This window comes from Mycoplana sp. ABR4_002, assembly GCF_056159645.1.
The window spans coordinates 1,517,128-1,543,967 of record NZ_JBSWVO010000001.1; the positions used below are offsets into that span (position 1 = coordinate 1,517,128).

A 26,840-nucleotide genomic window follows, 5' to 3' on the forward strand; every position below is an offset into this window, starting at 1 on the left:
CGATGACGGCGGTGGCGGACGGGCTGGAACGCGAACTCTCGTCGGCGCGCCGCAACGTCCTGCTGCTGACGCTGGCGCAGGCGATCCTGGCATCCGCCGGGCCGGTGGTGTTCGCCGTCGGCGGCATCGCCGGTTACGAACTCCTCGGCGAGGACAAGTCGCTTGCCACAACGCCGCTGACCGGCTTCAACCTCGGCGTCTCGCTGGGGGCGGTGCTGGTCGCCATTCTGGCGCGTCATCTCGGCCGTGCCAACGGCTTCATCGCCGGGGCCGTGATCGGCGCGGCCGGCGGTTTGCTGGCGGCGATCTCGCTGTTCCGTTCCGACTTCTGGCTGCTGGCGGCGGGGTTCCTGCTGGTCGGCGTCTCCGCCGGCTTCACCCAGAAGATCCGCTTTGCCGCAGCGGACGCCTCGCCATCCTTCTACAAGCCGCGCGCGATCTCCTGGATCCTCGGCGGCGGCGTGATTTCCGCCGTGCTCGGGCCGCAACTGGTGATCTTCACCAAGGACCTGTTCGCGCCGGTCCTGTTTGCCGGCGCCTTTGTCGCGCTGGTGCCGCTCTGCCTGTCCGCCATCGTCCTGTTCCTGCTGCTGCGCCTGCCCGACGCCGCCGCGACCCGGCTTGCAGACGCCGCGCCGGCGCGGCCGCTGTTGGAGATCGTGCTGACCCGGCGGTTCCTGACCGGCATGGTCTGCGGCATCTCGAGCTTTGCCCTGATGACCTTCATGATGACGGGCGCGCCGCTCGCGATGGTGATCGGCTGCGGCTTCTCGCAGGAACTGGCCACGCTCGGCATCCAGTGGCACGTGCTCGCCATGTTCGCGCCGAGCTTTTTCACCGGCATGCTGATCCAGCGCTTCGGAACCGAAAGGGTGATCGCTGCCGGGCTCGTGATCCTGATGGCCTGCGCGGTGGTTGCCCATGCCGGCATCGCGCTCTGGAATTTCTGGGGGGCGTTGATCCTGCTCGGGATCGGCTGGAACCTCGGCTTCATCGGTTCGACCGCTCTGGTCGCCTCGACCTATCGCCCGCAGGAGGCCGACAAGGTGCAGGGATTCCACGACATCGTCCTGTTCGGCACCGTCGCGCTCGCCTCGTTCTCGTCCGGCCAGGTCTTCTCCGCCTACGGCTGGCAGACCATCAGCCTCGTCTTTTGGCCGGTCGCGGGCATCAGCCTGCTCCTCGTATTGATGCTCGCCTACCGCGGCCGGGCGCTCGCCGGCTGACGCCTATCCCCCGAAAAATAGGTCCTTTCTTCCAATTCCGGCATGTCGCGACGTCTTGACGCAGGCGATTCGCACTTGCACTCTCTGCGCGTCGTCAACTGCCCGTCTTGTGAGGAGGCAAACGGGCCGCTGGCGTTTTTTATGGCCGTGCGGAACGGAACGCGGCCTCACAGGAGGGAATAGCGAAATGACCATTCTATTGGGCGTTATCGCATGCGGGTTGCTCTCGGTGGTCTATGCCATCTGGGCGACGCGGTCGGTGCTTGCCGCCGATCAGGGGAACGCCCGCATGCAGGAAATCGCAGGCTATATCCGGGAAGGGGCGCAGGCCTACCTGACCCGCCAGTACAAGACCATTGCAGTCGTCGGCGCCGTCGTCTTCATCGCCGCCTGGCTTCTTCTGTCCTCGACCGCCGCCATCGGTTTCCTGATCGGCGCCGTTCTTTCCGGTGTGGCCGGCTTCATCGGCATGCATGTCTCCGTTCGCGCCAACGTGCGCACGGCGCAGGCCGCCTCGGTCAGCCTCGCCTCCGGTCTCGAGATCGCCTTCAAGTCGGGCGCGATCACCGGCATGCTGGTCGCCGGTCTGGCGCTGCTCGGCGTCTCGATCTACTACTGGTTCCTGACCGCGGTGCTCGGCCATGAGCCCGCGTCGCGCGAGGTCATCGATTCCCTCGTGGCGCTTGGCTTCGGCGCTTCGCTGATCTCCATCTTTGCCCGTCTCGGCGGCGGCATCTTCACCAAGGGCGCGGACGTCGGCGGCGACCTCGTCGGCAAGGTCGAGGCCGGCATTCCCGAGGACGACCCGCGCAACCCGGCCACCATCGCCGACAACGTCGGCGACAACGTCGGTGACTGCGCCGGCATGGCGGCCGACCTGTTCGAGACCTATGCCGTGACCGTGGTCGCCACCATGGTGCTGGCGGCGATCTTCTTTGCCGGCACGCCGGTGCTGGCAACGGCGATGGCCTATCCGCTCGCCGTCTGTGCGGCCTGCGTCATCACCTCGATCGTCGGCACCTTCTTCGTCAAGCTCGGCACCAACAACTCGATCATGGGCGCGCTCTACAAGGGCCTGATCGTCACCGGGCTGCTGTCCATAGTCGGGCTCGGGGCGGCGACGTCGCTCACCATCGGCTGGGGCTCGATCGGCACGGTGGCCGGCATCGACGTCACCGGCACGAACCTGTTCATCTGCGGCCTCGTCGGCCTTGTCGTCACCGCGCTGATCGTGGTCATCACCGAATACTACACCGGCACCAACAAGCGGCCGGTCAACTCGATCGCCCAGGCTTCGGTGACCGGCCACGGCACCAATGTCATCCAGGGCCTGGCCGTCTCTCTGGAATCGACGGCGCTGCCCGCGATCGTCATCGTTGCCGGCATCATCGCCACCTTCCAGCTCGCCGGTCTCTTCGGCACGGCGATCGCGGTCACCGCCATGCTCGGCCTCGCCGGCATGATCGTGGCGCTCGACGCCTTCGGCCCGGTCACCGACAACGCCGGCGGCATCGCCGAAATGTCGCAGCTGCCGCCGGAGGTGCGCAAGTCGACCGATGCGCTCGACGCCGTCGGCAACACCACCAAGGCGGTGACCAAGGGCTATGCCATCGGCTCCGCCGGCCTCGGCGCGCTGGTGCTGTTCGCGGCCTATTCCAACGACCTGTCCTACTTCGCCGCCAATCCGGAACAGTATCCCTACTTCGCCGGCATCGGCGAGATCTCCTTCGATCTCTCCAATCCCTACGTGGTGGCGGGCCTGATCTTCGGCGGCCTGATCCCCTACCTCTTCGGTGGCATCGCGATGACGGCCGTCGGCCGCGCCGCCGGCTCGATCGTCGAGGAGGTGCGCCAGCAGTTCCGCGAGAAGCCGGGCATCATGCAGGGCAAGGACAAGCCGGACTACGGCCGCGCCGTCGACCTTTTGACCAAGGCCGCGATCCGGGAGATGATCCTGCCGTCGCTGCTGCCGGTGCTGGCGCCGCTGGTCGTCTACTTCGGCGTGCTGCTGATCTCCGGCTCCAAGGCCTCGGCCTTCGCCGCGCTCGGCGCCTCGCTGCTCGGCGTCATCGTCAACGGCCTGTTCGTCGCGATCTCGATGACGTCCGGCGGCGGCGCCTGGGACAACGCCAAGAAGAGCTTCGAGGACGGCTTCGTCGACAAGGACGGACAGCGTCACATGAAGGGTTCCGAGGCGCACAAGGCGTCGGTCACCGGCGACACGGTCGGCGACCCCTACAAGGACACTGCCGGCCCCGCGGTCAACCCGGCGATCAAGATCACCAACATCGTCGCCCTGCTGCTGCTCGCCGTGCTGGCCTGATCGAACCAACAAACAAGAAAGCCGCGGGGCTCGCGCCCCGCGGCTTTGTCATGCCTGGACTGATCTGTCGGCCTACTGGACCGGGCCGGCGAGCGCGTTCCGCACCGCGGCGTTCGGGTCGCTCCCGCCCTTCAGCAACTGACCGAGGAAGGTCTGTTCGGTACCGCCGGTCGGCGTCGTGCGCGAGATCATGTCGAACGGCACGCCGTCCTTGATCGTATAGTTCGCCAGCCGGTCGACGTTGCCTTCCTTGTTGAAGTAGACGGCCAGGATGCTCTGCTCGATGATCTTCGGCTTCATGAAGGCGACCGGGCGCGAGCGCTTCTGGGAAATGTAGTAGAACACCTCGCTGTCGAAGGTGGCGGTCGTCGAGGGCGTTCCGAGGGAGAGCAGCACCTGCTCGCGCGACGAGCCGACCGGGGCGAGTGCCAGGGTCTGCTCGTCGACGATGTAGCCCTGGTTGAGGACCTCGCCCGTCTGGCAGCCGGAAAGCGCGCTGGTGGAAAGGACAATGGCAATCGTCGCGCTGCGCAGCAGATTAGTGTCGGTCCTGAAATAGCGTCTCTTCAACGACATTCCCCTTGAGGCTAAGATGGCCGGCAAGCCATTGCAATTCGTGGATGCTTCGGTAAACCAGCTTCCGCCGTCATGCAACACGACAGCGGCGGCTCCACCCCTTCAATCAGCCAAAACTGGGCGTTATGATGATTTTCGGCCTGTTCAGGAAAAAAAACGCCAACCAGCGCATTGTGGAGCGCCAGTACGCCCACCTGATCGCCGCCGCCCGCCAGCCGCATCTCTACGAGTCACTCGACGTGCCCGACACGGTGATGGGACGGTTCGAGATGCTGTCGGCCGTTCTGATCCTCTATTTCCGCCGGACCCGCGTCTCGGCCGTCTCCGGCCAGGAGGTCGCCCAGCGCATCGTCGACGCGTTCTTTCAGGACATGGACCACTCGATCCGCGAACTGGGTGTCGGTGACGTCGGCGTGCCGAAGCGGATGAAGAAGCTCGCCGGCCAGTTCTATGGACGGCTTGAATCCTATGCGGCCGCGCTCGACGCCGGCGACCGTGACGCCCTTGCGCAGGCGTTGCGACGCAATATCTATCCCGAGGCGGAGGAGCCGGCCCCGGACATGCGCGCCCTGGCCGGCTACCTGTTCGATGCGGAGGCCGGCTTGACGGCGCTGGACGAACTGGCGGTCGAGACCGGCGAGGTGCGGCTGCCGCCCGCCGGACGCGCGGGTTGAGCCGGGCCAGCGAGGAAGCGATCATGAAACACGATGAAACCATTCCGTTTTCCTATGCCGTGAAGGTCGGCCACGTTTCGGCCAATCCAATCGAGGTGAAGATCACCGCGGACGCCGCCGAGTGCAGGGCGTTGGCCGAGCAATGGGACCTCCTCGGCGTCAAGGCCTTCTCCGCCGAGATGCAGATCCAGCGCTGGAAGAAGGACGGCGTCAGGCTGAAGGGCAGGGTGCGGGCCGCCATCGTCCAGGCCTGCGTCGTCACGCTCGAGCCGGTCGAGACCGAACTCGACGAGCCGATCGACGCCGTGTTCGTGCCGGAGGGCTCCAAGCTCGCCCGCGCCCCGGTCGTCGAGGGCGGCGAGATGCTGCTCGACCCCGACGGTCCCGACAGTCCGGAGATCTTCCACGGCGACACGATCGACGCCGGAATGGTTGCGGCCGAATACGCGGCAATGGCGATCGATCCCTATCCACGCAAGGAGGGCGTGGTGTTTTCCGCGCATGTGGAGAGTACGGAGGCCGATGACAGGAAACCTTCTCCCTTTGCCGCGCTGAAGGACTGGAAAAAGAACTGAATCGGCCCTGGGGGCCTTGATAATTCGGTTGTCACTGGGACGAAAAGCGGTATTTTGGCCGAAATTTCCGCCCCGGGAGGCTGGAGAAAAGGACTGGACTCGCGTGGTCAGAATTTCCGTTGATGTCATGGGTGGCGATTTCGGCCCGCAGGTCGTTATCCCTGGCATAGCCAAGGCGCTCGAACGTCACCCCGACATTCGTTTCTGTCTTTTCGGTATCGAGGCGCAATGCCTGCCGTTACTCGACCAATACCCGAAGCTGAAGGCCGCCAGCACCTTTACCGACTGCGAGATTGCTGTCGGCATGGACGAGAAGCCGAGCCAGGCGTTGCGCCGCGGCCGCAACAAGTCGTCGATGTGGAAGGCGCTGGACGCGGTCGCCAAGGGCGAGGCGGACGTGGCCGTGTCCGCCGGCAATACCGGTGCGCTGATGGCGATGGCGAAGTTCTGCCTGCGGATGATGGCCGATATCGAGCGACCGGCGATCGCCGGCATCTGGCCGACGCTGAAAGGCGAGAGCATCGTGCTCGACATCGGGGCAACGATCGGCGCCGACGCCAACCAGTTGTTCGACTTCGCCCTGATGGGCGGGGCGATGGCGCGGGCGCTGTTCGAGATCGACCGGCCGACGCTCGGCCTGCTCAATGTCGGCGTCGAGGAGATCAAGGGGCAGGAAGAGGTCAAGGCGGCCGGCCAACTCATCCGCGAGGCCAATTTTGACACGATCGACTATTATGGCTTCGTCGAGGGCGACGATATCGGTCGCGGGACGGTCGACGTGGTCGTGACCGAGGGCTTCGCCGGCAACATCGCGCTGAAGGCTGCGGAGGGGACCGCGCGCCAGATTGCCGAATACCTGCGGGCCGCGATGTCGCGCACCTGGCTTGCCAGGCTCGGCTACGTTCTGGCCAAGAGCGCCTTCGACCGGCTGCGCGAGAAGATGGACCCGCGCAAGGTCAATGGCGGTGTGTTTCTCGGCCTGAACGGCATCGTCATCAAGAGCCATGGCGGTACCGATGCCGAGGGCTTCGCGGCGGCCGTGGACGTCGGCTACGACATGGTGCGCAACGGGCTGAGGGAAAAGATTGAAAACGACCTCAAGAGGTATCATGCGGACAGACCCGTCGAAGGCGCGGCCAGCAGCATGAACGACGGGATACAGGAAGGCATATGATCCGTTCAGTGGTTCGCGGTTTCGGGACAGCGCTCCCGAAACGGGTGCTCACCAATCGTGAGCTGGAAAGCATGGTCGACACGTCCGACGAATGGATCGTGCAGCGCACCGGCATCCGCCAGCGCTATATCGCCGGCGAGGGCGAGACGACGGCCTCGCTAGGCGAGGGCGCCGCGCGCGCGGCGCTCGACAAGGCCGGGCTGACGCCCGCCGACATCGACCTGATCATCGTTGCCACTTCCACGCCCGACAACACCTTCCCGGCGACGGCCGTCAACATCCAGAACCGGCTCGGCATGAGCCATGGCTTTGCTTTTGACGTCCAGGCCGTCTGTTCCGGATTCGTCTACGCTGTCGCCACCGCCGACGCCTATATCCGCGGCGGACTGGCGCGGCGCGTGCTGGTGATCGGCGCCGAAACTTTCTCGCGCATCCTCGACTGGACCGATCGTACCACCTGCGTGCTGTTCGGGGACGGCGCCGGCGCGATCGTGCTCGAAGCGCAGGACGGCGAGGGGACCGTGGCCGACCGCGGCGTGCTCACGGCGCAGCTGCGCTCCGACGGCACCCACCGCGACAAGCTCTATGTCGACGGCGGCCCCTCGACGACCGGCACGGTCGGCCATCTGCGGATGGAGGGTCGCGAGGTGTTCAAGCACGCTGTCGGCATGATCACCGACGTGATCGTCGCCGCCTTCGACGCCACGAAGCTCACCATCGACGACCTCGACTGGATGGTGCCGCACCAGGCCAACCGGCGCATCATCGACGGCTCGGCCAAGAAACTCGGCATTCCGCTGGAGAAGGTGGTCGTCACCGTCGACCTGCATGGCAACACCTCGGCCGCCTCGATCCCGCTCGCGCTGGCCGCCGCTGCAAGCGATGGTCGCATCAAGACGGGCGACCTTGTTCTGCTCGAGGCGATGGGCGGCGGCTTCACCTGGGGCGCGGTGCTGCTGCGCTGGTAGCCCGGCGCCGCCTACACCTGTTCTCGACAGCGCTTGACCGGCAGGGGCAAGGGCAATACTCTTGCCCGATAATCTAGCGCTTTCAATAACAAACGGGTGGGAGAAGATGAGCGGCAAAACGGTGACGCGCGCGGATTTGGCCGAGTCGGTTTTTCGTAAGGTAGGCCTCTCCAGGACCGAGTCGGCGGAACTCGTCGAAACCGTGATCGATGAAATCTGCAACGCCATCGTGCGTGGCGAGAGCGTGAAGCTCTCCTCGTTCGCGACCTTTCAGGTCCGCGACAAGAACGAACGCATCGGCCGCAACCCGAAGACCGGCGAGGAGGTACCGATCTCGCCACGGCGCGTCATGACCTTCAAGGCTTCGAACGTGCTGAAGCAGCGGGTGCTGAAGGCGCATACGGCGCGCAAGGCCAAGCAGAAGCAGCAGCAGCAGGCACCGGCGCCCTGATCGGGACGCTGCCTTGGAAAAGACGCGTTCCTTGCTTGAAAAAGGCGCGACAACCCGCTGAAATACAACGATTCGCTCGCCGGGATTCCGGTTGTTGAGTCGAATCCGTCATTCGGTGAGGTTATCGATGGAAAAGAGCCCCGACGCGTTCCGCACCATCAGCGAAGTCGCAGACGATCTCGACCTGCCGCAGCACGTGCTGCGGTTCTGGGAGACCCGCTTCTCGCAGATCAAGCCGATGAAGCGTGGCGGCGGCCGGCGCTACTACCGCCCCGACGACGTCGAGCTCCTGAAGGGCATCCGCCACCTGCTCTACGACCACGGCTACACCATCAAGGGCGTGCAGAAGCTCTTGAAGAACAACGGCAACAAGTTCGTCGCCGCGATCGCCACCGGCGATCTCGCCACCGTCGAGGCGCTGGCCGCGGCGAGCCACGAGGAGCCGGCCGCGCCCAAGACGGGCGATGACGACCAGATCGTCGGCCGCGCCAAGGCGCCCGCCAGTCGCCGCTTCTTCTCCTTTGTCGGCGGCGGCGACGACGCGCCGGAGGTTTCGATCGGCAAGAGCAGCGTCGGCAAGGAGGATCGCGCCCTGTTGCAGGAAGCGCTCTACGATCTTTTGGAGTGCAAGCGGCTGCTCGACCAGGTGCGTTGATGCCGCCACGGCGCGAGCCGCGGCCGCCGCAGGACGGCATGTTTCCGGTTTCGACAATCAATGTAGGTCGCTTTCGCACCTCTGGGTTGCAGCGGCGCGAAAAAATCGACCGCGTCACCCGAACGGGTGAGGCGAAGCCCCCGTCTGCCTGCTAGCAAGGGACCCGACCCATTGGGAGACGGGAAGGGACCTTCGCGATCTTGACCACAGGCGGGCGGCCGGATCGGCCAGGCGCCTGCGGCGGCGTCGGTCCATGCGCGGCCGCGGCTTGGGGGAGCTGTCGGCCGCATGGCCGCCGGGTGACTGCCCGGCGGCCACCACGATTGTTTCAATGCTTTCATCTTCGACCTGTCGCCGGGGCCCTCGGGCCCGTGGCGAGGGATGGGGCATTGCCGGGTATAGCAAAAGGGGGGCGGGACGATGATAATCAAGGGGACGCAGGGCAATGACTACAACCTCATCGGCACCGGCGAGGACGACGAGATCGACGGGCTCGGTGGCGACGACAGCATCGTCGGCCTCGGCGGCGACGACACGATCCACGGTGGCGACGGTAGCGATGCGGTCTATGGCGGCCGGGGCAGCGACGTGCTCTTCGGCGATGCCGGCGACGATGTCATCGGCGGCGAGGAGGGTGACGACCTGATCTTCGGCGGTGACGGCGACGACCGCATCCACGAAGGGGCCGGCAACGACGTGATTGACGGGGGTGACGGGAGCGACACGGTGACCTACGACACCATGTCCCCGGGCCTCTGGACCAACTTGCAGGATTACCGGATTGCAGAGATCAGCCCCGGCGTATTCCAGGTTCGCGACATGCGGCCGGGGTCGCCGGACGGCACCGACACGATCATCAATGTGGAGTTCCTGCAGTTCGTCGACCGCATCGTCGCGCTCGGCGTGCCGGCCACAGGAGCAGTGGCGATCGACGATGGCGGCGCCGGTGCGCGGGAAAACGTGACTCTGAGCGCGGTGCTCGCCACCACGACCGTCGGCACCGTCAGCTATCAGTGGCTGCGCGACGGCGTGCCGATCGATGGCGCCACCGCTGCGGACTACACCTTGACTCACGAAGACCTGGGCTGCGCGATCTCGGTGGTCGCCGGCTATGTCGTCAAGACCGGTCCCGATACGGGCGTGTTCGAGCAGGTGACGAGCAACCCGACCGGCCCGATCGAGGAACGCAACGATGCGCCGGTGTTCTTGTCCGGCCCCTCGTCGAGTTTTGCCGAGAACGGCACCGGCATTGTCTACGCCGCGATCGCCACGGACGCCGATGGCGACCCACTGGCCTATGCCCTGTCGGGGGCCGATGCGGCCCTGTTCGCCATCGACGCGCACGGCCATGTCACGTTCAAGGCGGCTCCCGACTTCGAGGCGCCGGCCGACCTGGACGGCGACAACATCTACGAGATCACCGTCACCGTTTCGGACGGAATCTCGACGGTGGCGCAACCGGTGTCGATCACGGTGACCGAGGTGAACGAGGCGCCGGCGGTGGAGAACGCGATCGGCGAGCAGGCGGCGACCGAGGACGCGCCGTTCAGCTTCGTGCTGCCGCAATCCACCTTCGCCGATGCCGATGGAGACGGCCTCGCATTTCTTGCGACACTGGCCGACGGCAATCCGTTGCCCGCCTGGCTTCATTTTGACGGAACGAACGGCACCTTCGCCGGCACGCCGACCAATGACGACGTTGGCGCACTGACATTGAGGGTGATCGCGTTTGACGGCAGGGGTGGCTCGGTGTCGACCACCTTCGTTCTGACGGTCGGCAACGTCAACGACGCCCCCTCGGGCGAACCGACCGGGGTGCTGCCGGCGGGCACGGAAGACGTCGCCTACGCCATTGCCGCCAGCACGCTCCTGGCCGGCTTCAGCGACGCGGACGGCGATGCGCTGGCGATCGCGGCGATTTCGGCCTCGCACGGGGCGACGGTCCAGTCCGACGGGGCGGGCGGTTTTACGGTGACGCCGGCGGCAGACTTCCACGGCACCGTGACACTGACCTACAGTGTCACCGACGGCAACGGCGGCACCGCCGAGGCGACCCGGACGATCGTGTTTGCGGCGGTCAACGATGCGCCGACGGCCGCCGCATTGGACCTCGGCGCCATCGCCGAGGAGGGCAGCCTGACGATCACCGCGGCTCAGTTGCTCGCCGGCGTCGGCGATGTCGATGGTCCGTCGGCAGCCATCACCGGCCTGATGATCGCTGCGGGCGGGGGCACGCTGGTCGACAACGGTGACGGCAGCTGGACCTACACCGGGGCAGCCGACGACGACACGGCGGTGCGCTTCAGCTACACCGCCACCGACGGCGAGCACAGCGTCAGCGCGACCGCGAGCCTCGACCTGACGCCGGTCCAGGACGCACCGGTGGCTGCGAGCGACGTCGCTGCAGTGGTCGAATACGCGACCGTGACCGGGAGCGTGCTGACGGGGGCGGGCGCCGATACCGACGCAGACGACGATCCGCTCGCCGTCACCCACGTCGCCGGTCTGCCGGTTGCCGGCGCCTCGGGCACGGTGGTGTACGGCCGCTACGGCGCGCTGACGTTGCTCGCCGACGGCCGCTACAGCTATGTCGCAGACAATGCCGAGGCTTTGGCGGCCGGCGAGAGTGGCACCGACGTGTTTTCCTACATGGTCTCGGACGGCCAAGGTGGAACCGCCACGGCAACGCTTGCCATCACGGTCCATGGCACGAATGCCGGCACGGCGGGCAACGACTACCTGCGCGGCACCAGCGCCGCCGAGGTCTTTTCCGGTGGTGGCGGCGACGACATCATCAACGCAGCCGGCGGCAACGACCGGCTCGACGGCGGGGCCGGCTTCGACGTCCTCATCGGCGGTGCGGGCGACGACACCTACGTGCTCGGCGCCGAAGACGACACGGTCATCGATACGTCGGGCAACGACACGATTGTCACCACGGTCAGCCGCAGCCTTGCCGCCTATGCCGCGATCGAGAACCTGGTGCTTGCCGGCACGGCGGCGATCAACGGCACCGGCAACGGGCTTGCCAACGTCATCACTGGCAACAGCGGCGCGAACGTCCTCAACGGCGGAGGAGGAGCGGACCGGCTCGTGGGCGGCGCCGGCGACGACACCTATGTCACCGACGGTGGCGACACCATCGTCGAGGCCGCCGGCGGCGGCACGGACACGGTGCGCACAAGCGTCACCCTGGCGCTCGGGGCGAACCTCGAGAACCTTGTCCTCACCGGCGGGGCTGCGATCAACGGTACCGGCAACGGGCACGCCAACGTCATCACCGGCAACAAGGGGGCCAACGTACTCAATGGCGGCGCCGGCAACGACACGCTGTATGGCGGGCTCGGCAAGGACTTGCTGGTGGGCGGCAGCGGCCGGGACATGTTCATTTTCAACACGAAGCCTTCCGCCGGCAACGTCGACGTCATCAAGGACTTCAACGTCGTCGACGACGCGATCCGGCTCGAGAACGCCGTCTTCACAGCGCTCTCGGCGACGGGCGCGCTGTCAAAGTCCGCCTTCGCCAGCAACACCTCCGGCCTTGCGACCGACAAGTTCGATCGCATCGTCTACGAAACGGATACCGGAAAGCTCTTCTACGACGCGGATGGCAACGGCAAGGGTGCCGCCGTGCAGATCGCGACCTTGTCGAAGAACCTCGCGCTGACCTACGCCGACTTCTTCGTCATCTGAGCCCGGTGGCCTGACCACGGCCACGCCGAGGCGCCACAATGTCGGGACGTCGCGGCAGTGGCAGCAGCCGGTCGTGGGAGGGGCAGGGACCGGTCGACGGCGCGGATGGTCGGCCGCGCCGGCGCCGTTTCCCGCTGGCGCCTCAGTCGAGGATCTGGCGGATTTTCTCTGCGACCTGCCGGCCGGTATAGGGCTTGACGATGAAATGGTCCCGCGGCGAGACCTTGTCGCGGCCCTCTGCAGGCAGTCCGGAGGTGAAGAGGATGGGCAGGTCCGGGTGGCTCCGGCGCACGCGCGCGGCGATGTCGCAGCCGTTCGAAGCGCCGGGCTTGACGAAATCGGCGATGATCAGGTCGACCCTGCCGCCGTCGCGCAGAAGCGCGAGCCCTTCCTCGGCGCTGGCGACGGAAACCACGTCGTAGCCGAGCGACTTGAGGAATGCTTCGGTGAAGCCCTTCACCATCGGGTCGTCCTCGACAACGAGGATGCGCTCGCCACCGCGGCACACGGCCCCCTCCGCGCGCACATCCTCCTCGCCGAGTGCTGCGCGGACCCGAGGCAGGAACAGGGAGACCGTCGTCCCGCGGTCGGGTTCGGAGACGACGTCGATATACCCTCCCGACTGCTGCACGAAGCCGTAAACCATGCTGAGTCCGAGACCACTGCCTCGGCCGACGCCCTTGGTGGTGAAGAAGGGGTCGAACACCTGGGCGAGGGTCTGGTCATCCATGCCGCGGCCGTTGTCGGTGACGCCGAGGCAGACGTACTGGCCGGGAGGGGCGGCATGGAAGTGGTCGGCGGCCGACACCTCGACGTTCATCGTCCGCAGCGTGATCTGACCGGGCTGCACCATCGCGTCGCGGGCGTTCAGGCAGAGGTTGAGGATGGAGCTTTCGAGCTGGGCGACGTCGGCCCGCACCCGCCACAGACCGCTTCCGGCTTCGATGCGCAGGACGACGGCGCCGCTGACCGCATGCGCCAGGATCCCGTCCATGCCGGCAATCAGGCTGTTCAGGTCGATGACGCGCGGTTCGAGCGGCTGGCGACCGGCGAAGGTCAGGAGCTGGCGGGTCAGCGCGGCGCCGCGCTCCGACGCCCGGCGGTTCAGTTGGGCGATCTTGAGCAGGCGCGGTTCATGGGCCAGTTCGTCGACCAGCGTGTCGGCGGTGCCGGTGATGACGGTCAGGAGGTTGTTGAAGTCATGGGCGACGCCGCCGGTCAGCTGGCCGACGGCCTCGAGCCGCTGTCTTTGCAGGTGCCGGGCCTCCTGCGCCTTGCTGACGGTGATGTCGCGGATGCCGCCGACCATGCGGACGGCCGCGCCGGTCTCGTTGCGCAGGATATGGCCGCGGTCGAGGACATTGGCATAGCTGCCGTCGGCGCGCTGGAAGCGGTATTCCATCTGCCACTCGTCGCCCGTGCCGGAAAGAGCCTTGGCAATGTCGGCCAGCACCAGCGCGCGGTCGTCCGCATGGATCCGGGCGGACCACTGGTCGAGCTCCTCCTCTGGAAAGACGGCTTCGTGCCCGAACAGGGCGGTGATGTTGCTGTTCCAGCGCACGCTGTTGCTGGAGGTATCCCAGTCCCAGACCGCGTCGGTGGTGAGCTTGGCAACGATGGCCAGGCGCTCCTCGCTTTCGGCCAGCGCCGCGCCCGCGCGCCGTTGTTCGGAGACGTCGCGTCCGGTGGCGACGAAGTGGCTGGGCTTGCCGGTAGGCCCGAGGATCGGAGCGATGCTCATGGCCGACCAGTACTCCCGACCGTCCTTGGTGTAGTTGACCAGTTCCGCCAGGACCGGACGGCCCTCTCGCACGGCCGCGTTGATCGTGTCTACGACGGTCCGATCGGTTTTCGGCCCCTGGAGCAAGCCAGGCGGTCGACCGATCGCCTCGTCTGGAGAGTAGCCGGTGATTTCGACGAAGGCATCATTGACGTAGCGGATGATCTGGCGACCGGACGCCGTCGTCTCGGTGATGATGACGAAATCCCTGGTGGTCGAGACGGCCATCTCCAGGAGTCTGAGCTGCTGCTCGGCCTCGCGTTCGCCGGTGACGTCGCGAAAATAGATCGTCAGCCCCGCGGGAGAAGGATTGACGGTGATGGAGAAGGCCTTCGCCCGTTCCGGGCAGCAGGCCTCGAAGGTCAGCTTTTCCTGGCGGTCCATGGCCCGGTGAAGGTGCTCGAAGACGGCGCCGGCGGCGGTTTCCGGAATTGCCTGCCAGATCACCTTGCCGAGCAGCGACTCGCGCGTCCGCCCCAGACAGCGCTCCGCGACCCGGTTGAGGTAGGTGAAACGCCAGTCGCCGTCCAGGTGGATGAAGCCGTCGGAGATGCACTCGATCGTTTCGCTGAACTTCAGTTCCAGTTGCCGCGTCGCCGCCTCGAGAGCCTTGCGCTCGTCGATGTCCTGGAACGCACCCTGCACGCGCACGATCCGGCCGGTCTCCGACCGCACCGCAGCACCCATCGCCCGGACCCATTTGCGCTGGCCCTGGGCACTGACGAGCTCGACCTCGATGTCGTAGGGCTTGCCGTCAAGGGCGCACGCCTCGAACGCGGCCGCGACCGCGTCGCGCCATTCCGGGGAGAAGTAGCCCAGACATTGCGCGAAGTCGGGCGTCCGATCGGTATCGATGCCGTGGATCAGCCGAGTTTCGTCGGACCACTCAACCTTGCGATCCGGCAGGTGCACCACCCAGCCGCCGAGTTTGGCGGTGCGGCCAGCGATGTGCAGCAGCTCCTGGCAGGGATCGTAGGGAAGGCCCCAGGCACGCGCGCGCAGCCACCGACGCCCGTCGAGGCGCCACAGCAGCAGCGGCATGGCCGTGCCGATTGCGGAGATGGCGGCGGCGCCGATGAGCGGGCGCCAGAGGAAATCGGCGAACACCGAAGCGACCATCAAAAGTATGCTCGCTCCGATCCATATCTGCGTGACCAGCGATATCGCTCCAGCCTCCTGTCGGTACCGGCCTGCACGCCATGCCCACAGCGCCTCTTACAAGCAAGAGGCGGGGCTTGCCATCGGATCCGAGGGGTTTAACCTTTTTTAAACCTGGCGGCATGGTCACTTAACACCGCGCCGGTCTATTCGTAGCTGTAGACAAAATTACGGCGTCCGTCAGAGCAATTTGGCGGCGGGCGGGCGCTGTGGGGTCGGTTGCGATACAATGGCGTCCGAATGGCAAAACAGATATCTACCGGGCGCGATCGACCGCGATTTCGCCCGTCAATGGTATCGGTCGGGTGGCAACCGGCGGGGCAATCCCTCCGCGACCGGAAAATGGCTCAAGGACCCTGGCAGTGAACTTTGCTGCGGGTCCGCAAGTGCACCGAAGACTATTGGTCAAGTGTTGCCCTGGCCCAAACCAAAGGTCACCTTGGAAAGTATTTCAGTAAGAACCATATTTCAGCAGAACCTGCCGCAGCAGCCGTTCCGGCTGCCACCCGTACCGAGCACGGCACTTTCCTTTTACGAGGGCGGCAAACCTTTCGAAGTACCGAGACCATCATGAACATACTGGTTGTCGAAGACCAACACGACATCGCCGAGATGCTTCGTCTGAACTGGGCGGATTCGCGCGACAGGCTCGATTTCCTCGCCACGCTCAAGCAGGCGAGGCGATACGTCCATTCAAACGAGCTTGCCGCCTATGACTGCCTGATCGTGGACATCAACCTGCCGGACGGCAGCGGTCTCGAGCTGCTGAAGGAAGTCCGGGGCCGATCGGACATTCCGGTAATCATGATTTCGGGCTCGGGCGACGCCGACAGCCGCGCCGATGCGATCAGCGTCGGCGCCGATGACTACATGATGAAGCCTTTGAGCGTGAAGGAACTGCGCGCCCGCGCCCGCCGGCTCTGGGAAACGCGCCAGCCGAAGGAGGGTGCCCATCTCGCGGCGCCCTTCGTCATCGGTGCCGTACTGTGCGACCTGCAGCGTCTCGTTCTCGAGTTTTCCGGCAATACCGTTGCCCTGACCGCCCTTGAGGGGCGCATCCTGCAGGTGCTTCAACAAAGCATCGGCGCCGACTGCCCGAAGTCGTCGATCGCCCGACAGGCGCTGTTTCGCGAGCATGACCCGCGCGACAAGACGATCGACGTCTACATCAATCGGCTGCGGGGAAAGCTCTCCGAACTCGACGAGGCGAGCGGAAACGTCATCAAGACGGTCCGCGGCGTCGGCTACCGCCTGACCACCCCGTAAAGCCGCAGCGCCCGCGGGAAGAAGACCTTGCACGGGTCCCTCGGGTGCATCGCCGTGCACTGCCTCCGTTATCCGGGAAACCCGCCTTGGACGATATCCTCTCCGCCAACGAGACCGAGCGTCTCGACAGACTTCATGCCCTCGGCGTCCTGCACGCGCCCGACGATCCGGTTCTCGAATCGCTCGTCGAGGTCGCCTGCATCGCGGCGCGGATGCCCGTCGGGCTGATCGCACTGGTGGACGAGGAGCGGGCATGGTTCAAGGCACGGCGCGGGCTGGCCCTGGAATCCGTTCCTGGCGAGCAGGCCTTCAGCCGCTACGCCGTTCTCGGCAGCGGTCCGTTCATCGTTGCCGACGCCGGGAAGGACGCCCGCTTTGCCGCCCATCCCCTGGTTCGCGGCCGGGAGAGGATCCGCTTCTACGCCGGCATGCCGCTTGAGATAGAACCGGGCATCCGCATCGGCTCCCTGTGCCTGCTCGATCGAAAGCCGCGAACGATCGATGCGGACGCGCTGGAGATCCTGCGGCGGCTCGCTCGGTGTGTCTCCGAAAGGCTCAAGAACGTCCGTCTGCTGGACGCGATCCCGCACGAGCGTCGCGTCCAGGCCGCCGGCAGCCTCCGGATTGTCGACGCGGCGCGGGCGGCGCTGCGCGACGGCGCGTTCCTTCTGCACTACCAGCCGAAAGTGGAGCTCTCGACGCGGCGCCATGCCGGCTACGAGGCGCTGCTGCGCTGGCGTCAGCCGGACGGCTCCATCCTGTCGCCGGGAGCCTTCTTGGCGGCGATCGAGGAGCCGGAGACGTCACGGCTGATCGGCAGCCATGTGCTGAGACGGGCGGTCGAGCAGGCCGCCGCATGGCAGCGTGCCGGCGTCGACTTCGGCCATATCGCGATCAACGTCTCCTCCAGCCAGTTTGCCGTCCCGGATGGCGCGCAAGGCTTTGCCGACGAGGTCCATGCGGCGACGCGAGCGGTCGGGCTGCCCCCGGGAAAGCTGCAGATCGAGGTGACCGAGGGGGTCCTTCTGTCCGGCGCGGCCGGGGCGGTGGCGCAACAGCTCGTGCAGCTGCGGGCGAGGGGCTACAAGGTCGCCTTCGACGATTTCGGCACGGGCTTTGCCTCGTTGATCCATCTGAAGGAACTGCAGTACGACCACATCAAGATCGACGGCTCGTTCGTGCGGGCAATGACGCGCTCGCGCGCGGACCTTGCCATCGTCGGGGCGATTGTCGACCTCGCCCGGGGCCTCGGCAAGGAGGCGATCGCCGAGGGCATCGAGACGACGGCCGAGTACGAGATCCTGCAGAGGATGGGCTGCCGCTACGGCCAGGGCTACCTGTTCGGCAGGCCCGAGAGCGTCGACCGCATCTCGAACGGGGCGTCGCGGCTGCCGGAGGCCGGCGGGGCGCGCCGGGCCGTGGGCGGGAGATAGGGCAAGATTTCGGCAAGGAAGCAGCCCTTCGGCGCGGCCGCTAGCCGATGTCAGCCGGCAGCACCTCGATCACCGTGCCGGTGGCCCCTTCGTCGCAGGCGAACGTAACGCCCTGATAGCGGTCACCCGGGCCGGTCTCGGAACGCCGCCGCAATTCCTCGACGACGGCGGCGGACGCACGGACACCGCCAATCGGCCATTGCTCGTCCCCGACCGCCTGGAGGAGCCCATCCAGCCATTCGATGGCCTCCGCCACGTCCTCGCCGCCGCTCCAGCGCGCGGTGGAGGCCCTTACGCCGGCAATGCGGATACCTGCTTCAAGACCGTCATTGTAGGCGTTCATGATCGTCTCCACACTCGTTCGCACCAGCACACGGACGAGCGCGCGCCGAGATGCGCTTCCAGCACCGGATAATCGAAGCGAGACGAATTTGATAGCAGGAAACGGTCCAGGTAGTGGCAGCGAACTACCTGATTTAATGGTCGGAGCGGCGGGATTCGAACCCACGACCCCTTGACCCCCAGTCAAGTGCGCTACCGGGCTGCGCTACGCTCCGAACCGACGCAACCCCTATCGTCTCGATGCACGCGATGCAAGGGTCAAATGCGCGGCCCGCAAACAAAAAGCGGGAAAGACCGGAGCGGCGGCCGCGCCCGGTCGTCGCCGGCGCGACGGCTAGCGGATGAGGCTGCGATAGATCGCCTCCGTCTCCCCGACCATGCGGGCGAGACCGTAATCGTCCCTGCGCCGCGCGGCCGCCTCGGCATAGCGGCCCAGCCGAGAAGGCTCCGCGAGCCGGATCATGGCGCTTGCGAGCTCGCGCGGGTCGTCGTCGTTGGTGACGAGAATGCCGTTGCGGCCGTCATCGAGCACGGTCGAGGCGCCACCGACCTCCGACAGGATCATCGGCTTGCCGGCGGCGGCCGCCTCCAGCATCACGTAGGACATGGCCTCGTAGCGGCTCGGCATCACCAGGGCGTCGATGGCGTCCATCGCCTGCGGCCCGGAATAGCCGGCGGTAAGATGGATCCGCGACTGCACCGTGCTGGCGCCGATCCTCGCGCGGACCATCGGCTCCAGCTCGCCAGCGCCGACCATCAACAGATGGGCGCCGGGCAACGCCGCGGCGGCGATCGTGAAGGCGTCGACCACCCGCTCCGGAGCCTTTTGTAGCGACAGCCGGCCGATGAAGCCGAAGACCAGCGCGCCCTCCGGGATCGACAGCGCGGCGCGGACCGCCGCGCGCAGGCCCGTCGGAGGCCGCTCCACTCCGTTGACGACGATCGACAGCTTCGAGCGCGGCATGCCGAGCGCCCGGGCATGGGCATACTCGTCGGCCGAAACGCAGATCAGCCGGTCGGTGAAGAGATGGGCGAGATACCGCTCGATCGTGCCGAAGAGGATGTGTCCGATCCTGCCGAGCCCGGGATCCATCGTGCGGAAGGCATGCGGCGTATAGACCCGCGGCGTGTGCCGGCCCGGCAGCCGCAGCCGCGACAGCGCCCCGGCCTTCGAGCTGTGGCCGTGGATGGCGTCGAACGGGCCGTGCTCGCGCATCAGCCGGCGCAACCGGGCAAAGGCGCCGAAGTCGGACGGGGCCGGCGAACGCGCCATGTCGACCGCGTGCACGCCGTCGAGCCCGAGGGCGACGAGCTCGCCAAGAAACCGCGGCTCGGCGCGTCGCGGCGAATAGACCGCGTGAATCGCGTGTCCGCGCGCCTTCAGTCCCCGGCAGAGGTCGATGAAGTGGCGCCCGGATCCGCCGCCGCTCGGTTCGAGCACCTGCATCAACCTGAGCGGTCGAATGACCTTGTCGTTGTTCCGGTTCATGGGGAATCGCTAGCTCGGCCGGTGCCGTTTGCGGTGGCGACGCTCAAGGGCGAAGCAGCCCCAGAGGATGCCCACGATGAGATAGAAGTGCCGCCAGTGGTCGGTGTCGATGACGAAGCCGATGGCGGTGTGGCCGACGAAGGCGATGTAGGCCATCATCAGATAGGGCTGCCACGGGCGGTCGAGCAAAAGGTTGCGGAAGCCCGTCGCGAGCGTCCACGCCACCAGCGCCAGGTAGCAGAGGAAGCCCATCCAGCCGTAGGTGGTCAGCGATTTCAGCCAGATGTTGTGTTCGTCCTCGGAAAAGATCGTGCCGAACACCAGCGGGCCGATGCCGAGCGGATGCTCCATGGCCATCAGGAAGCCGAGGCGATGGCGGGCGAAGCGGCCGAGATGGCCGCCGTCGTATTCCTGCACCAGTTGCGAGCGGCTGGAGAAGAGGTCGGCGACCTGCGGTACCTGCAATACGGCGACGATGGCGATCACCATCAGGACGACGGCCAGCAGGCTGATCAGCAGGATCTTCAGCCGGAAGGCGCCGGTTCGCTCCTTCAGCAGCATGATGAACACGAGGGCGAGGGCGGAGAACAGGAACAGCGCCCAGGCCGCCCGCGAGAACGACAGGAAGAGGCCGAGCACGATGACGAGCAAGCCGGCGGCCTTGAGCGGCGCTTGGGCGATCGGTTTCGTCAGCAGGCCGTGCATCAGATAGAGGGCGGGCGCGACGAGGAACGGGCCGAACACGTTCGGGTCCTGGAAGGCGCCCTTGGCGCGGTCGTAGAGCGTGAACACCTCGCTCCCGGGAAAGGCGCTGAAATAGCCGAGGATGCCGAGCGAGGCGGTAACGAGAGCGCTTGCGACCCAGGCACGGAAGACCAGCCGCAGTCGCTGCGGACCGGCCTCGACAATGGCGGCGAAGAACACTGCGGAAAGCGCCAGGAACAGCGAGACGGCGATGTACATCGGCCCGTTGGCCAGGTCCGCCATCACGCTCAGCGACAGCATGCCGCCGATATTGAAGGTCAGCAGAAGCGCGAGAAGCGGCGCCACGCTGCGCGAGATGCGCAGGCCGAAGATGGCCCAGATGCCGATCAGCCCGGCCATGAAAAGCTCGTAGGGAGCCGGCTCGGAGATGACGAAGCCGGACAGGAACACCCCGAGCGTGACAAGGGCCGAGGCCAGCAGGCCGACGGTGGCCAGCTGCGGCCGCAGGGGCGGGGGCGTTGCGAGCGTCGCGGCGGTCAATAGGCGTTTTCCGTATTGAGCAGCCGGAACGGCGTCAGCAACAGGATCTTCAGATCGAGCAGCAGCGACCAGTTTTCGATGTAGTAGAGGTCGAACTCGGTGCGGTAGCGGATCTTGTCGTCATGGTCGATCTCGCCGCGCCAGCCGTTGATCTGGGCCCAGCCGGTGACCCCCGGCTTGACGCGGTGGCGGGCGAAGTAGCCCTCGACCACGTCGACGTACTTGCGGTCGTGCGATTGCGCCTGGATCGCATGGGGGCGGGGGCCGACCAGCGACAATTCCCCCTTGAGCACGTTGAAGATCTGCGGCAGCTCGTCGATCGAGGACTTGCGCAGGAAGCGCCCGACCGGGGTAACGCGCGGATCGCCCTTGGTGACGGCGGCCTTGGCGGTCGGGTCGGACATGTGCGTGTACATCGAGCGGAACTTGTAGACCTCAATGATCTCGTTGTTGAAGCCGTGCCGCTTCTGCTTGAAGATGACCGGCCCCGGCGAGGTTGCCTTGACGGCGATCGCCGCGCCAAGGAACACCGGCCACAGCAGCGCCAGCGCCAAAAGGCTGAAGCCGATGTCGAAGATGCGCTTGGCCACCGAATCCCAGTCGGCGATCGGCTTGTCGAAGATGTCGAGCATCGGCACGCTGCCGACCTGCGAATAGCTGCGCGGACGGAAGCGCAGGCGGTTTGCGTGCGCCGCCAGCCGGATGTCGACCGGCAGCACCCAGAGCTTGCGCAGCATCGCCATGATGCGGGCTTCGGCCGACAGCGGCAGCGAAATGATCAGCATGTCGATGCGCGCGAGCCGCGCGAACTCGACCAGTTCGGCAATGGTGCCGAGCTTCGGGTATCCCGCCACCACCGAGGGCGAGCGACGCTCGTCGCGGTCGTCGAAGATGCCGCAGATGCGGATGTCATTGTCCGGCTGGCGCTCCAGCGCGCGGATCAGTTCCTTGGCCGGCTCGCCGCCGCCGGCGATCACGGCGCGGCGCTCCATCGTGCCGTTGCGGGCCCAATGCCGGATCGAATAGGCGATCAGCTGCCGCTCGACCGCGAGGTAGAGCGCGCCGAAGGCGAACCAGAGCAGGAACCAGGCGCGTGACGTCTCGCCCGCCGCCTTGAACAGGAACAGCGCGACCGCCATCGCGGCAAAGGCGATGGCCCAGGCGCCGAGCACGCGCGGGAACATGCGCCAGGCGGCGCGCAGGGACGGCACCTGGTAGGCGTCGGCCAGGTGCAGCAGCAGCACGCCCAGCCCGGAACCGGCCGCGATCACGCCGACATAGAACAGCATCATGTCGAGCGACGGCGCCACGTAGAGCGTGGTGATGCCGTAGCCGATCGCAAATAGCGACGTGAACTCCAGGAGCCGCAGGAGCCCGGTGATCATGTTCGGCGAATAGCTTTCCGCGCGGAACTGCAAGGCGATCTGATGCGCCAGCGGGTTGAGCTCGACCGTCTTGCCGCCGTCCTCCTGCTCGCCGCCGCCGGGGTCGATGGTGCGCACCTCAGAGACCTTGCGCCGGATCCGCTGCGGGTCGAAGGCGTCGGGCTTGTCGATATGGTTCATGGCCACCTTCCCGGTCCGTCATTCGGGACCGGATAGCAGAAAGCCCCTAAGAAAACGCTTACGCGAGCCGTTCGGTGACGGTGCAACCGGCCTCGATGCCGCGCGGCGGCAGCAGTTCGCGATAGAGCTTCAGCATGGCGGCCGCCATCACCGAGGCGGAGAATCGGCCCTTGAAGCTGTCCGCGTCGGGCATCACCAGAGCGCGCCATTTCGGGTCGGTCACCGAGCTGGCCATCGTCTCGGCCAGCGCGTCGGCGTCCGCCGGTGCGGCAAGGGCGGCGTTGCCGCTGCCGAGCACCTCCGGTATGCCGCCCACGCGGCTAGCGATCACCGGGATATTGGCGGCCAGTGCCTCCAGTACGATGTAGGGCATCGATTCGGCCCGCGACGGCACGACGACCGCGCGCGCCATCGCAAAGGCATCGCGCGCCTTCATCGCCGGCATCATTGCGATGCGTCGGCCGAGGCCGAGCTGCAGCATCGTGCGCTCGTACTTTTCTTCGTCCGGCCCGTCGCCGACCATCAGCGCCGACAGCGGCCGGCCGACCCGGCGTTCGGCCTTTGCGAAGGCGTCGATGAAGACGTCCGGTCCCTTCAGGTCGCGCAGCATGCCGATGTAGAGGAAGTCGGCGGCGTCGTCATGCGGATAGACGGTGTCGAAGTCGCGGTCGCTGATGCCGTTGTAGATGCGCTCGCTGCGGCAGCGCGGCTCGCCGACCTTGGCGGCATAGGTGGCGCGCTCGAAATCGCAGACGAACACGAGCGCGTCAGTGAACAGTTCCAGCATCCGCTCGACGCGGAAGATGGCCTGGCCGGCCAGGGTTCCCCGATCGTAGTGCAGGCTGCCGCCATGCGGCGAATAGAGGCGGGCTACGCGATACCTGTTCACCCGCAGGGCTGAGCCGATCAGCCGGGCAATGGCGCCACCCTTGGCGCCGTGCCCGTGAAGCACGTCCGGCTGCAAACTTCTGATTTCAAGATAGCTGTCCCACAGCGCCCGCAGGTCGCTCGGGCTGATCGAACGGCTGATCGGCAGGCGATGGACGCCGAGCGACAGGAACGGCCTGATCCCGTCGAACAGCGCGTCCTCGTAGCTGCCACCGGTGGTGCTGTCGCACACGATCCCCACGTCGTGACCCTGCCGCGCGTGGTATTCGGCGAGGTCGCGCACATGACGGAAGATCCCGCCGATCGGCGACCGGAAGCAGTGGATGATGCGGAGCGGGCGATCGGTCGCCATGGCGCTCAGAACAGCCGTTCTCGGACATAGATGGTGTCGCCGGCCATGATCGGGTCGGAGATCGAGACGCGGCCGGTCATGATCTCGCCGTTGACCTTGCGCGTGACATCGACGTCGGCCTGGTTCGCCCGTGGCGAGAAGCCGCCCGCCACCGCGATCGCATTCTGCACGGTCATGCCGGCGACGTAGGCATACTGCCCGGCCTGGCCGACCTCGCCCATGATGAAGATCGAACGGTAGTTGGCCACCTCGATGGAGACGTCCGGGTCACGCAGGTAGCCCTGGCGCAGCTTGCCGGCGATGATGCTTTCCATCTCCTGGATCGTCTTGCCGCGCGCCGGCACGGAGCCGATCAGCGGAAAGGCGATGTAGCCGGCCTGATCGACCGCGTAGGTGTTGGTCAGACTCGCCTGTTCGAAGACGGTGACGCGCAGGCGGTCCCCGCTGTCGAGCCGGTAGGGCTGGATCGTCGCCTCCTGGAAGGCCTTGGGCGCAGGACGATAGCCGCTGCAGCCGGCCGTGGCGAGCGTTGCGAGCGACGCCGCTGCGATGATCGCGCCTCTAAATATGCTTGCGAAAGCCATTTCGCCCATGCCTGTCGGGAAGTGGTTCGATACGGCGACTGTTATCGGTCCGTTAGGGTTAATGGCCGGTAAATGCTGCAACGGACGGATGTCGATTTGCGGGTCGGGCCGAACCGTCTGGTTGCAGGCGGCGCCGGCGTTAACGCTTGGGTTACCACGATTGTTTACCGTGCGCGGGAATTGCGTGGGTGATGGAGTGAATGGATGTCTAGCGGCTACGGGGTGCAGGACGACGTCGACATAGACCTCGGCGGGCTCGTTCGCGCGATCTGGCGCCGGCGGCGGCAGGTGCTGCTGGCGACGGTCGCCACCGCAGGCATCGCCTTCGGCATCGCCAGCCTAATTGCGCCGACCTATCGCAGTGAGACCCGGCTCCTGATCGAGACGCGCGAGCCGGCGTTCACGACGAGCGCCGACCGGAGCACGCCCGAGCCGGCGATCGACGAACTTGGCGTCGTCAGCCAGGTGCAGCTGCTGAGGTCGGCCGACCTGATCAAGCAGGTCGCGCGCAACATGAAGCTGTACGAACTGCCGGAGTTCGATCCGACCGCGAATCCCTCGGCGCTGTCCGACATTCTGGTGGCGGTGGGGCTGAAGAAGAACCCGCTCGACCTGCCGCCGGAAGAGCGCGTGGTTGCGGAGTTCGAGGAAAAGCTGGTCGTGTACCAGGTGGAGAGGTCGCGTGTCGTCGCGATCGCCTTCACCTCGAAAGATCCGGTGCTGGCGGCCAGCATTCCCAACGAGATGGCCAAGGTGTACCTGTCGCTGCAGAGCGGGGCCAAGCTCGACACCAATTCGCAGGCGACGCGCTGGCTGGAGCCGGAGATCGCGAACCTGCGCGAGAAGGTGCGGGAAGCCGAGCAGAAGGTGGCGGACTACCGCTCCAGTTCCGACCTGCTGCCGGCCGGCGACAACGCAACCTTCGCGGTCAGGCAGCTGAACGACATTTCGACCGAACTGGCACGGGTGCGTTCCGAGCGGGCGACCGCGGAGGCGCGGGCGGAGAGCGTGCGCACGGTATTGAAGAGCGGCGGGGCGCCGGACACGCTCAGCGAGGTGGTCGGCTCGCAGATGATCCAGCGGCTGAAGGAGAGCGAGGCGCAGATCCAGGGGCAGATCTCGGACCTGTCGACCTCACTGCTCGACCAGCACCCGCGTCTGAAGGGTTTGCGTTCGCAACTCGCCGGCATCCGCGGCCAGATCAAGTCGGAAACGACGAAGATACTGGCCAGCCTTGAAAACGAGGCCAAGGTCGCGCAGTTGCGCGAAAAGCAACTCGAACAGCAATTGGCGGCGCTGAAGGCCGACACCGCCCGGGCCGGGAAGGACGAAGTCGGGCTGAAGGCGCTCGAGCGCGAAGCAGCGGCCCAGCGGCAGCTGCTGGAGACTTACCTGGCGCGTTACCGCGAGGCGGCGTCGCGCACCGGCGCCAACTCGACGCCGGCGGACGCCCGCGTGATATCGGAGGCGGTGCCACCGACGGACCGGCAATTCCCCAAGATCCTGCCGGTCACGATTGTCGGCGGCGTGGCGGGCTTTCTGCTTTCGGCGGTCGCGATCCTGCTCTCGGAATTGTTCAGCGGACGCGCGCTGCGGCCGGTATCACCACCGCGGCCCGAACCCGAGGGTGACGCCCCGACCGGGAAGCGGCACGGGTCGCAGCCAATGCCGCGCCCGGACGTGGCCGCCGCGCGCGAAAGGCTGCAGGGCGCCGGGATCGCCGCGCATGCAGAGGCGGTGCCCCACCAGGCGTCGCTGCTGGGCGATGTCGCCTTCGAGGAACCGCAGGAACTGGAACCGATCGCAGAGCCCGATGCCGAGACGCTCGATGCCGACGACTTCACCGTCACGGCGGTGGCGCGGCAACTGATCGAGGACGACGTCGCCGTGGCGATCGTCGTCTCGCCGTCCGGGGATCCGGGCTCGGCCGAGACCGTGGCGCTGGCGCGGACCATGTCGGACCGTGGTCGCAAGACGGTGCTGGTCGACCTGTCGGGTTCGGCCTGCCCGACAGGCCTCATGGTATCGACGACGGCGCTGCCGGGCGTTACCGACCTGCTGGTCGGCGACGCGGCGTTCGGCGATATCATCCACGGCGACGAGGCCTCCGACGCACACATCGTCGCGCGCGGCAATGCCGACATCAGCCGGGCGATGCGCGGCATCGATCGCCTGACGATGGTCATCAATGCGCTGGCGGACGCCTATGACACCGTGCTGGTGGAGTGCGGCGCGGCCGAGGTGGCGGGCGTGCGGCGGCTGACGCAATCGCGCGACGCCGAGATCATCCTGTCGATCCCCGGCGCCGACGAGGACCGAGTGGTTGACCTGATCGGCGCATTCGGCGAGGCCGGCTACAGCGAGATCGTGCTACTGACCGGTGGTGCGCGGCCGCTGGATCCCGACCGCCGCGCGGCCTGAAC

20 protein-coding genes and 1 tRNA gene are annotated in these 26,840 nt (G+C 66.5%); 12 read left to right on the plus strand and 9 right to left on the minus strand.

The window, feature by feature from the left end:
* Positions 1–2: 2 nt before the first annotated feature.
* Both ACXAGF_RS07285 and ACXAGF_RS07290 read left to right on the plus strand, forming a co-directional pair.
* On the plus strand, positions 3–1,226 hold the full coding sequence (locus tag ACXAGF_RS07285; protein ID WP_475015651.1) for an MFS transporter: 1,224 nt from the start codon (positions 3–5) through the stop codon (positions 1,224–1,226).
* A 187-nt stretch (positions 1,227–1,413) separates the two neighbouring features.
* Complete coding sequence (locus tag ACXAGF_RS07290; RefSeq protein WP_475015654.1) at positions 1,414–3,549, plus strand: sodium-translocating pyrophosphatase; 2,136 nt, start codon at positions 1,414–1,416, stop codon at positions 3,547–3,549.
* 72 nt (positions 3,550–3,621) lie between these two features.
* Here the strand turns inward: ACXAGF_RS07290 and ACXAGF_RS07295 are convergent, their stop codons facing one another.
* A complete protein-coding gene (locus tag ACXAGF_RS07295; RefSeq protein ID WP_475015657.1) occupies positions 3,622–4,119 on the minus strand; it encodes an outer membrane protein assembly factor BamE in 498 nt (165 codons plus the stop codon).
* Between the two features lie 134 nt (positions 4,120–4,253).
* Between ACXAGF_RS07295 and ACXAGF_RS07300 the strand changes: the two genes are divergently transcribed.
* The 7 genes from ACXAGF_RS07300 (at position 4,254) to ACXAGF_RS07330 (ending at position 12,315) form a co-directional block, all read left to right on the plus strand.
* Positions 4,254–4,799 carry a ubiquinol-cytochrome C chaperone family protein gene (locus ACXAGF_RS07300; protein ID WP_475015659.1) on the plus strand — a complete coding sequence of 182 codons (546 nt, stop codon included), beginning with the start codon at positions 4,254–4,256 and terminating at the stop codon, positions 4,797–4,799.
* A 23-nt stretch (positions 4,800–4,822) separates the two neighbouring features.
* Positions 4,823–5,374: a YceD family protein gene (locus ACXAGF_RS07305; protein WP_475015661.1), complete on the plus strand. Its 552-nt coding sequence runs from the start codon at positions 4,823–4,825 to the stop codon at positions 5,372–5,374.
* A gap of 103 nt (positions 5,375–5,477) precedes the next feature.
* Positions 5,478–6,548 (plus strand): phosphate acyltransferase PlsX, encoded by a 1,071-nt coding sequence (gene plsX / locus ACXAGF_RS07310; RefSeq protein WP_475015663.1) that lies wholly within the window; start codon positions 5,478–5,480, stop codon positions 6,546–6,548.
* A complete protein-coding gene (locus ACXAGF_RS07315; RefSeq protein ID WP_475015665.1) occupies positions 6,545–7,516 on the plus strand; it encodes a beta-ketoacyl-ACP synthase III in 972 nt (323 codons plus the stop codon). The genes plsX and ACXAGF_RS07315 overlap by 4 nt, the downstream gene beginning before the upstream one ends.
* A 106-nt stretch (positions 7,517–7,622) precedes the next feature.
* On the plus strand, positions 7,623–7,967 hold the full coding sequence (locus tag ACXAGF_RS07320) for an integration host factor subunit alpha (RefSeq protein WP_475015667.1): 345 nt from the start codon (positions 7,623–7,625) through the stop codon (positions 7,965–7,967).
* A 127-nt stretch (positions 7,968–8,094) separates the two neighbouring features.
* Positions 8,095–8,622, plus strand: a complete 528-nt coding sequence (locus ACXAGF_RS07325) for a MerR family transcriptional regulator (protein ID WP_475015669.1) — start codon at positions 8,095–8,097, stop codon at positions 8,620–8,622.
* A gap of 420 nt (positions 8,623–9,042) precedes the next feature.
* A complete protein-coding gene (locus ACXAGF_RS07330) occupies positions 9,043–12,315 on the plus strand; it encodes a cadherin-like domain-containing protein (protein ID WP_475015671.1) in 3,273 nt (1,090 codons plus the stop codon).
* A 142-nt stretch (positions 12,316–12,457) separates the two neighbouring features.
* On the opposite strand, the gene ACXAGF_RS07335 is transcribed toward ACXAGF_RS07330, so the two are convergent.
* A complete protein-coding gene (locus tag ACXAGF_RS07335; protein WP_475015673.1) occupies positions 12,458–15,214 on the minus strand; it encodes a hybrid sensor histidine kinase/response regulator in 2,757 nt (918 codons plus the stop codon).
* 609 nt (positions 15,215–15,823) lie between these two features.
* On the opposite strand from ACXAGF_RS07335, the gene ACXAGF_RS07340 reads away from it, so the two are divergent.
* Both ACXAGF_RS07340 and ACXAGF_RS07345 read left to right on the plus strand, forming a co-directional pair.
* Entirely contained in the window at positions 15,824–16,519 is a 696-nt protein-coding gene (locus tag ACXAGF_RS07340) for a response regulator transcription factor (protein ID WP_475015676.1), read from the plus strand.
* An 86-nt stretch (positions 16,520–16,605) separates the two neighbouring features.
* Positions 16,606–17,952, plus strand: a complete 1,347-nt coding sequence (locus ACXAGF_RS07345) for a sensor domain-containing phosphodiesterase (RefSeq protein WP_475015678.1) — start codon at positions 16,606–16,608, stop codon at positions 17,950–17,952.
* A 40-nt stretch (positions 17,953–17,992) separates the two neighbouring features.
* Here the strand turns inward: ACXAGF_RS07345 and ACXAGF_RS07350 are convergent, their stop codons facing one another.
* The 7 genes from ACXAGF_RS07350 to ACXAGF_RS07380 form a co-directional block, all read right to left on the minus strand.
* On the minus strand, positions 17,993–18,295 hold the full coding sequence (locus tag ACXAGF_RS07350) for a hypothetical protein (RefSeq protein ID WP_475015680.1): 303 nt from the start codon (positions 18,293–18,295) through the stop codon (positions 17,993–17,995).
* Between the two features lie 137 nt (positions 18,296–18,432).
* A tRNA-Pro gene (locus ACXAGF_RS07355) sits at positions 18,433–18,509 on the minus strand.
* Positions 18,510–18,628: 119 nt separating this feature from the next.
* Positions 18,629–19,783, minus strand: coding sequence for a glycosyltransferase (locus ACXAGF_RS07360; protein WP_475015682.1), 1,155 nt, complete (start codon positions 19,781–19,783; stop codon positions 18,629–18,631).
* A gap of 9 nt (positions 19,784–19,792) precedes the next feature.
* Positions 19,793–21,028, minus strand: coding sequence for an O-antigen ligase family protein (locus ACXAGF_RS07365; RefSeq protein WP_475015684.1), 1,236 nt, complete (start codon positions 21,026–21,028; stop codon positions 19,793–19,795).
* Positions 21,025–22,593: an undecaprenyl-phosphate glucose phosphotransferase gene (locus ACXAGF_RS07370; RefSeq protein WP_475015686.1), complete on the minus strand. Its 1,569-nt coding sequence runs from the start codon at positions 22,591–22,593 to the stop codon at positions 21,025–21,027. Before ACXAGF_RS07370 ends, ACXAGF_RS07365 begins: the two co-directional genes overlap by 4 nt.
* A 58-nt stretch (positions 22,594–22,651) precedes the next feature.
* The gene (locus ACXAGF_RS07375; RefSeq protein WP_475015688.1) at positions 22,652–23,833 is read right to left on the minus strand and encodes a glycosyltransferase family 4 protein; all 1,182 of its coding nucleotides are present in this window, start codon (positions 23,831–23,833) and stop codon (positions 22,652–22,654) included.
* Positions 23,834–23,838: 5 nt separating this feature from the next.
* The gene (locus ACXAGF_RS07380) at positions 23,839–24,417 is read right to left on the minus strand and encodes a polysaccharide biosynthesis/export family protein (RefSeq protein ID WP_475015690.1); all 579 of its coding nucleotides are present in this window, start codon (positions 24,415–24,417) and stop codon (positions 23,839–23,841) included.
* Between the two features lie 204 nt (positions 24,418–24,621).
* On the opposite strand from ACXAGF_RS07380, the gene ACXAGF_RS07385 reads away from it, so the two are divergent.
* The gene (locus tag ACXAGF_RS07385; protein ID WP_475015692.1) at positions 24,622–26,838 is read left to right on the plus strand and encodes a GumC family protein; all 2,217 of its coding nucleotides are present in this window, start codon (positions 24,622–24,624) and stop codon (positions 26,836–26,838) included.
* The last annotated feature ends 2 nt before the right edge of the window (positions 26,839–26,840 follow it).